Source organism: Micromonospora sp. NPDC047557, from assembly GCF_043205095.1.
In the GTDB taxonomy this organism is placed as follows: Bacteria; Actinomycetota; Actinomycetes; order Mycobacteriales; family Micromonosporaceae; genus Micromonospora.
Genome location: NZ_JBIDDK010000002.1, coordinates 565,659 through 573,473 on the forward strand (window position 1 = coordinate 565,659; position 7,815 = coordinate 573,473).

8 protein-coding genes and 1 pseudogene are annotated in these 7,815 nt (G+C 71.6%); 6 read left to right on the forward strand and 3 right to left on the reverse strand.

Going from position 1 to position 7,815, the window contains the following annotated elements:
- Positions 1-2: 2 nt before the first annotated feature.
- Together ACGGAQ_RS10405 and ACGGAQ_RS10410 are read left to right on the forward strand one after the other, a co-directional pair.
- Complete coding sequence (locus tag ACGGAQ_RS10405) at positions 3-1,145, forward strand: LLM class flavin-dependent oxidoreductase (RefSeq protein WP_393046765.1); 1,143 nt, start codon at positions 3-5, stop codon at positions 1,143-1,145.
- Positions 1,142-1,840, forward strand: coding sequence for an FMN reductase (locus ACGGAQ_RS10410; RefSeq protein ID WP_393046769.1), 699 nt, complete (start codon positions 1,142-1,144; stop codon positions 1,838-1,840). The genes ACGGAQ_RS10405 and ACGGAQ_RS10410 overlap by 4 nt, the downstream gene beginning before the upstream one ends.
- On the opposite strand, the gene ACGGAQ_RS10415 is transcribed toward ACGGAQ_RS10410, so the two are convergent.
- A complete protein-coding gene (locus tag ACGGAQ_RS10415; RefSeq protein ID WP_393046841.1) occupies positions 1,770-2,657 on the reverse strand; it encodes a universal stress protein in 888 nt (295 codons plus the stop codon). The genes ACGGAQ_RS10410 and ACGGAQ_RS10415 overlap by 71 nt on opposite strands.
- Positions 2,658-2,778: 121 nt before the next feature.
- Here ACGGAQ_RS10415 and ACGGAQ_RS10420 point away from each other — a divergent pair, with 121 nt between their 5' ends.
- From ACGGAQ_RS10420 to ACGGAQ_RS10430, 3 genes are all read left to right on the forward strand, one after another.
- Positions 2,779-3,279 (forward strand): GNAT family N-acetyltransferase, encoded by a 501-nt coding sequence (locus ACGGAQ_RS10420; protein ID WP_393046772.1) that lies wholly within the window; start codon positions 2,779-2,781, stop codon positions 3,277-3,279.
- 9 nt (positions 3,280-3,288) lie between these two features.
- Complete coding sequence (locus ACGGAQ_RS10425; RefSeq protein WP_393046775.1) at positions 3,289-3,930, forward strand: hypothetical protein; 642 nt, start codon at positions 3,289-3,291, stop codon at positions 3,928-3,930.
- Between the two features lie 126 nt (positions 3,931-4,056).
- Positions 4,057-5,397: a hemolysin family protein gene (locus ACGGAQ_RS10430; RefSeq protein ID WP_393046777.1), complete on the forward strand. Its 1,341-nt coding sequence runs from the start codon at positions 4,057-4,059 to the stop codon at positions 5,395-5,397.
- A 60-nt stretch (positions 5,398-5,457) separates the two neighbouring features.
- On the opposite strand, the gene ACGGAQ_RS10435 is transcribed toward ACGGAQ_RS10430, so the two are convergent.
- Positions 5,458-5,865, reverse strand: coding sequence for a PaaI family thioesterase (locus ACGGAQ_RS10435; RefSeq protein WP_393046844.1), 408 nt, complete (start codon positions 5,863-5,865; stop codon positions 5,458-5,460).
- 82 nt (positions 5,866-5,947) lie between these two features.
- Here ACGGAQ_RS10435 and tyrS point away from each other — a divergent pair, with 82 nt between their 5' ends.
- Entirely contained in the window at positions 5,948-7,240 is a 1,293-nt protein-coding gene (gene tyrS, locus ACGGAQ_RS10440; RefSeq protein WP_393046847.1) for a tyrosine--tRNA ligase, read from the forward strand.
- Positions 7,241-7,383: 143 nt separating this feature from the next.
- Here the strand turns inward: tyrS and ACGGAQ_RS10445 are convergent.
- Positions 7,384-7,815 (reverse strand): annotated as a pseudogene (locus ACGGAQ_RS10445) (hypothetical protein); the annotation flags it as partial.

Sequence of the window (7,815 nt, forward strand, 5' to 3'; positions counted from 1 at the left end):
TCATGCAGTTCGGAGTCTTCACCGTCGGTGACGTCACGGTCGATCCGACCACCGGTCGGGAGCCGACCGAGCATGAGCGGATCAAGGCGATGGTCGCCATCGCGCTGAAGGCCGAAGAGGTCGGGCTCGACGTCTTCGCCGCCGGTGAGCACCACAACCCGCCGTTCGTCCCCTCGTCCCCGACCACCATGCTCGGTCACATCGCGGCCCGCACCGAACGGCTGCTGCTGTCCACCGCGACCACGCTGATCACCACCAACGACCCGGTGAAGATCGCCGAGGACTACGCGATGCTCCAGCACCTGTCCGACGGCCGGGTGGACCTGATGATGGGCCGCGGCAACACCGGCCCGGTGTACCCGTGGTTCGGCAAGGACATCCGCGCCGGCATCCCCCTCGCGATCGAGAACTACGACCTGCTGCACCGGCTCTGGCGCGAGGACGTGGTCGACTGGAAGGGCAAGTACCGCACCCCGCTGCAGTCCTTCACCTCGACGCCGCGCCCGCTCGACGGCGTGCCGCCGTTCGTCTGGCACGGCTCGATCCGTAGCCCCGAGATCGCCGAGCAGGCCGCGTACTACGGCGACGGCTTCTTCGCCAACCACATCTTCTGGCCCAAGGAGCACACCCAGCGGATGGTCGAGCTCTACCGCCAGCGGTACGCGCACTACGGCCACGGCACCGCCGACCAGGCCATCGTCGGCCTCGGCGGCCAGGTGTTCATGCGGCGCAACTCGCAGGACGCGGTCCGGGAGTTCCGGCCGTACTTCGACAACGCCCCGGTCTACGGGCACGGGCCGTCGCTGGAGGAGTTCACCCGGGAGACCCCGCTGACCGTGGGCAGCCCGCAGCAGGTCATCGACCGCACCCTCGGCTTCCGCGAGTACGTCGGTGACTACCAGCGGCAGCTGTTCCTGATGGACCACGCGGGCCTGCCGCTCAAGACGGTGCTGGAGCAGCTCGACCTGCTCGGCGAGGAGGTCGTGCCGGTGCTGCGCAAGGAGTTCGCGGCCCTGCGTCCGGCGCACGTGCCGGAGGCGCCCACCCACGCCTCGCTGGTCGCCGCGGCCGGCGGCGCGAAGGACAGCACCGTGCACGCCGTCGACGACGTGACGGGCAAGGCGCCGGAGGGGGCGACCCGATGACCCGCCGTACGCTCGCCGTCGTCTCGGCGGGGCTGAGCCAGCCCTCGTCCACCCGGCTGCTCGCCGACCAGCTCGCCGGGGCGACCCGCGACGAGCTGGTCCGGCGCGGCGCCGAGGTCGAGCTGCGGGTCGTCGACCTGCGCGAGTACGCCCACGACGTGGTCAACAACATGCTCACCGGGTTCCCGTCGGCCGGCCTGCGCGAGGCCATCGACGCGGTGACCGGGGCGGACGGCATCATCGCCGTGACGCCGATCTTCAACGCGTCGTACAACGGGCTGTTCAAGTCCTTCTTCGACGTGCTGGAGGCCGACTCGCTCGTCGACCGGCCGGTGCTCATCGGGGCCACGGGCGGCACCGCCCGGCACTCCCTCGCCCTGGAGCACGCCCTCCGCCCGATGTTCAGCTACCTGCGGGCGGTGGTGGTCCCCACCTCGGTCTTCGCCGGCCCGGAGGACTGGTCCGGTGGCACCGCCGACGGCGCCCTGCGCGGCCGCATCCGTCGCGCCGCCAGCGAGTTGGCCGACCAGGTCGAGCGCCGGCTGCCCGCCAGCGGCCCCGCCGACCCGTTCGCCCTCACCACCGACTTCCTGCAGATGCTCGGCGGGGGCGACGACGCGCCGGTCACCTCGGCGGGTCGTACGGATGCGCGACCAGCACCGGGCAACGCGCGTGCTGAATCGCAGCCTGGCTGACCGAGCCGAGCAGCAGACCGGCGAACCCGTGCCGGCCCCGGGTGCCCACGACCAGCAGCGACGCCGTGCCGCTGGCCTTGATGAGCCCCGGGGCCGCGCCGGCCGCCCGGACCGGGTGCTCCCGCACCACCAGATCCCGATGCCCGGCCCGGACGGCCGCGGACGCCTCGGCCAACAGCCGCACCGCCTCGGCCTGGTACGCGGCCTGCGCCTCTTCGATCTCGTCCGGCACCGGCCCGTCCCCGTTCAGCGGGCCGACGTGCACGAGCACCAGCGGAACGTCTCGTAGCGCCGCCTCGGTGGCGCCGTAGCCCACGGCCAGCCGGGACGACTCGGACCCGTCCACGCCGACCAGCACCGGCGCGTGCGCGTCGATCGGCTGCTCGTCCGGTCGGACCACCAGCACCGGGCAGTGCGCGTGCGCGGCCACCTGCGCGCCGACCGACCCGAGCAGCAGACCCGCGAACCCGCCCAGACCGCGGCTGCCCACCACGACGAGATCCGCCCGTCGGGACTCCTCGACAATCGTCGCGCCGGGGCCGCCGGCGACCTGACGGGCCTCGACAGCGAGGCCGGGCCACCGGTCGGCCAGGTCGGCCGCCGTCCGCTCCAGCATCTTCTGCGCTTGGTCGGTGGGCGCCGGCACCCCGAGGTCGTACGGGTTGAGGGGCACGCCGTAGCCGAGCGGGTGCAGGTAACCGTGCACCAGGAGCAGCGGCCGGGACCGGAGCAGGGCGGCGCGGGCCCCGTGCTCGGCGGCGACGAGGCTGAACGGCGATCCGTCCACACCCACGACGACAGGTCGGTCCATCGGCACTCCCAGGGTCGGTCGACTCATTGTCGGCGGCGCGGGGCCAACGGTGACGCCGAACGCGCCGGTCGGCCGTCGACGCGCCAGCGGCCCCCGAACTGTCACCGGCGCTGCGTACCCTCGCCGGATGACCTCCGATGTGCGGCTGCGGCCGGTCCACGAGGACGACCTCGTGGAGTTCTTCCTGCACCAGCAGGACCCCGAGGCGAACCGGATGGCAGCGTTCGGCCCCAAGGACCCGTCCGACCACCGCGAGTTCGCCCGGCACTGGGCGCGGGTGCTCACCAACCCGGCGAACCGGGTCCGCACCATCGAGGCCGACGGCGAGGTGGTCGGCTACGTCAGCGCCTTCCCGGTCGACGACCAGACCGAGGTCAGCTACTGGATCGCCCCGGCCCGCTGGGGCCGGGGCCACGCCACCGCGGCCCTCGCCGCCCTGCTGCGCGAGCTGCCCCGGCCGGTGCACGCCCGCGCCGCCAAGGACAACGCCGCCTCCCTCGCGGTGCTGCGCAAGTGCGGGTTCGTCGTGGTCGGCGAGGATTCGGGGTACGCCAACGGGCGCGGGGTCGAGGTCGAGGAGTGGCTGCTGGAGCTGCCCGCCGACGCCCCTGACCTGGGCGGGCACTAGTCTCGCGGGGTGAACTGGTTGGATCTGGTCGGCTGGGCCGGCTCCGCGGTGCTGGTGTGGTCGCTGCTGCAGTCGCGCATCCTGCGGCTGCGCGCGCTCAACCTCGTCGGCTGCGTCGTGCTGATCGGCTACAACGCCGCCCTCGAGGTCTGGCCCATGGTCGGGCTCAACATCGTCCTCGCGGTGATCAACATCTGGTACCTGCGGGGAATGCTGGCGACCCGCCACGACGAGCAGACCTACCAGGTGGTGGAGGTCGGCGTCGGCGACCAGTTCCTGGCGCACACGCTGCGGATCCACGCGCCGGACATCGCCCGGTTCAACCCCGACTTCCGCTGGGACCCGGCCGCCACCGACCGGTCGGCCTTCCTCGTGGTCACCGCTGACGAGGTGGTCGGGGTGGTGCTGTCGCACGCCGAGGCGCGCGGAGTCGCCCAGATCGACCTGGACTACGTGACCCCGAAGTTCCGCGACTTCACCCCCGGCGAGTTCGTCTACCGGCGCAGCCGCCTCTTCACCGAGCGGGGCTTCAACCGGGTGGTCAGCCCGCCCGGTATGGTCGCCCCCTACTACCACCGGCTCGGCTTCCGCCCCCAGGGCGACTCGTACGTCCTCGACCTGCCCGCGTCACCGGCGACCGATTCGGCGTAGCGTCGCCGGAGCAGGATTCGGCCGCCGCCGCACGGGGCACAGAAGCGCGTACGCCGGGCGGGCCAGCCGACCGGCGGGCGCCGTGCGTACGGCCGGTGCCACCACCTCCGAGGGAGCGAACCGGGCGTGCAGAGCTACGGGAGCCAACTGGCCCTGGTCGGGATCCTGGTCGTCATCAACGCGCTCTTCGCCGGCAGTGAGATGGCGCTGGTGTCGCTGCGGGACAGCCAGATCCAGCGGTTGGAGCGCACCAGCCGGGCAGGACGGGTGCTGGCCCGGCTCGCCAAGGACCCGAACCGCTTCCTGGCCACCATCCAGATCGGCATCACCCTCGCCGGCTTCCTGGCCTCCGCCGCCGCGGCTGTCTCCCTGGCCAAGCCCCTCGTTCCGCTGCTCGGGGTGTTCGGAAGCGCCGCCGAGACGGTGGCGATCGTGGTGGTGACCCTCGCGCTGACCTTCGTCACCCTGGTCTTCGGCGAGCTGGCCCCCAAGCGGATCGCCATGCAGTCCGCCGAGCGGTGGGCGCTGCTGGTGGCCCGCCCGCTCGACCTGCTCGCCAGTCTCACCCGCCCGGCCGTCTGGGCCCTCGGCGCCACCAGCGACCTGGTCGTACGCCTCGTCGGGCTCAACCCGAAGCACCAGCCGGAGGAGATCGGCCCGGACGAGCTGCGCGACATCGTCGCCGGCAACCACGGCTTCACCAAGGAGCAGCGCACGATCATCGCGGGCGCCGTGGAGATCGCCGACCGGCGGTTGCGGGCTGTGCTCGTACCCCGGTTGCGGGTGTTCACGCTCGACAGCGGGACCACCGCGGAGGCCGCGCGGCTGGTGCTGGCCGCCACCGGGCACTCCCGGGCGCCGGTGGTGCGCCACGGCGGCCTGGACGACACCGCCGGTGTGATCCACCTGCGTGACCTGGTCGGCGTGCCAGACGACCGGCCGGTCGACGAGATCGCCCGCCCGCCGATGCTGCTGCCCGACTCGCTGCCGGTGGTGGACGCGCTGCGGCAGTTCAAGGCCGAGCGCCAGCACATCGCGCTGGTCGTGGACGAGCGCGGCGCCGTCGACGGCATCGTGACGCTGGAGGACATCCTGGAGGAGATCGTCGGGGAGATCTACGACGAGACCGACCGGGACGGCTACTCGGTGCGCCGCGAGCCGGACGGCGCGATGGTGCTGCCCGGCACCTTCCCGGTGCACGACCTCACGGACATCGGCGTCGAGCTGCCCTCGCGCCCGGCTGGCGACTACACCACCGTCGCCGGTCTGGTGCTGGCCCGCCTCGGGCACATTCCCACCGTGGCCGGGGAGGACGTGACCCTGGACGGCTGGGTGCTGACGGTGGCGGGCATCGACCACCGGGCCATCACCGAGGTACGCCTCAGCCAGGTCCCCGCCGAGGACGGCGACGACAACGACGACGCCGACCAGGCGATTGAGCCGGTGCTGGACGAGGCCCGCAACTGACCGTCCCCGGGTGAGCGGCCGCGCGACGCCGCTGCGGCCGGGCCCGTTCGAGCCCGACGGTCAGTCGCGGGAGAGGTTCTGCAGCCGGACCTGACCACGGGCGACCAGCCGCTCGTCGGCGTCGCTGATCTCCACCTGCCAGAGCTGCTGGCTGCGACCCCGGTGCACCGGGGTGCCGACCGCTCGCAGCTCGCCGTCGCGGACGGCCCGCAGGAAATCGGTCTGGTTCGACACCCCGACCACCGTGCCCCGGCCGGCCAGCCAGAGCGACCCCCCGACGCTGGCCGCGGTCTCCACCACCGAGCAGTACACCCCGCCGTGCTGAATGCCGAACGGCTGGTGCAGCTCCGGGCGGACCTGCCAGCTGATGACCACCCGGTCGGCGGTGGTCTCCTCGAATTTCAGGCCGAGCAGGGCGACGAAACCACCCGTCAGATCCGGCATCTCCACGGCGAACCCCTCCTCGATCAACGGGGCGCAAGCCTAACCGGAGCGGGTTGCGCCAAACCCGGTACGGGTCGGAGCCGGCGATGGGGGAGAATTGGTGACCGTGACCGACAGCAGCCTCCCGCCGCCCGGGCGGTACTCCCTGACCGATGACCTGCTCTGGCGTGGCCTGATCCAGGACTCGACCGGCCTCGACGAGCTGCGCGAGCTGCTCGACGGCGGGGAGGCCACCACCTATTACGTGGGCTTCGACCCCACCGCGCAGAGCCTGCACGTTGGCTCGCTCATGCAGGTCATCACGGCCCGCCGTCTGCAACTCGCGGGTCACCGCCCGTTGCTGCTGGTGGGCGGGGCGACCGGGCAGATCGGCGACCCGAAGGAGAGCGCCGAGCGGACGCTCAACCCGCCGGAGGTGATCGCCGGCTGGGTCGAGCGGATCCGCGAGCAGCTCGCGCCCTTCGTGTCGTACACGGGTGAGAACGCGGCGCAGCTGGTCAACAACCTCGACTGGACCGGCGAGATGTCGGTCGTGGAGTTCCTCCGCGACGTGGGCAAGCACTTCCCGGTCAACAAGATGCTCGCTCGGGAGGTGGTGCGCGCGCGGCTGGAGACGGGCATCAGCTTCACGGAGTTCAGCTACCAGCTCCTGCAGGCCAACGACTTCTTCGAGCTGCACCGCCGCTACGGCTGCCAACTTCAGTTCGGTGGGTCCGACCAGTGGGGCAACATCACCGCGGGCGTCGACTACGTCCGGCGGCGCGGCGCGGGGCCGGTCCAGGCGTTCACCACGCCGCTGGTCACCAAGGCCGACGGCACGAAGTTCGGCAAGACCGAGGGCGGTGCCGTCTGGCTCGACCCGACCTTGACCAGCCCGTACGCCTTCTACCAGTTCTGGCTCAACGTCGACGACCGAGAGGTCGACCGCTACCTGCGGTACTTCAGCCTCCGCCCCCGGGAGGAACTGGAGGAGCTGGAGAAGGCGACGGCCGAGCGGCCGGCGGCCCGGCTGGCCCAGCGGGCGCTGGCCGAGGAGTTGACCACCCTGGTGCACGGCGCCGAGGAGACCCGGCAGGCGGTCGCCGCCAGTCAGGCGCTGTTCGGGCGCGGTTCGCTGGACGATCTGGCCCCGGAGACGCTGCGCGCGGCGCTGACCGAGGCCGGTCTGGTGCGGATCCCTGGCGAGCTGCCGGACGTGGCGGGCCTCCTGCGGGACTCCGGTCTGGCGACGGGGCTCAAGGAGGCGCGGCGTGTGATCGCCGAGGGCGGCGCCTACGTGAACAACAACCGGGTGACCGAGGTGGACGCCACGGTGTCCACGGACGACCTGCTGCACGGTCGGTACCTGGTGCTGCGCCGGGGAAAGCGGTCGTTCGCAGGCGTTGAGCTGGGCGAATAGTCGGTTGTCAACGATGTGACGGGGGACGCGTCCGGCAGATTTGACGATCATCGGGCCGGACGCGTAACTTTCTCTCTGCCAGCGCGGAACGGACGAAACAGGCGAAAGCCTGAAGCGGCCGGAGCGCGGCGACGACTTCGGGGTCAGGCGGGTTCGCCGGCCGGATCCCGCCGGGTGGTGCCCACGGAAAACGCCGCGAGGCGGATTTGGTGCGGCGGAACCGACCGGGTAACGTAGTCAGCCGGCAGGGAAACGGGCGAGCAAGCGGGAGACCGCTGCGGCCGGCCTGCCACCACCGTGACGAGAGCGGCGCAAGCCGGTCGAGACATGGTGCCCGCAACACGGTAGAAAGCACGACGAACCGCGAAACACCGGTTTGACACGGCAGAAACCAGCGGGTAACGTAGTAAAAGTGCCTGGCGCTGGAAAGCGCCGAGCATCGGTACGAAAAGCCCCGGGATGGTGGCCCACTGGTTGGGTCTTCTGATCGGTGTGTGGTTGTTCTTTGAGAACTCAACAGGGTGCTTGTAAAGCCAGTGCCAATTATGATTGATACCCCGGATTGGTCGAGCCTT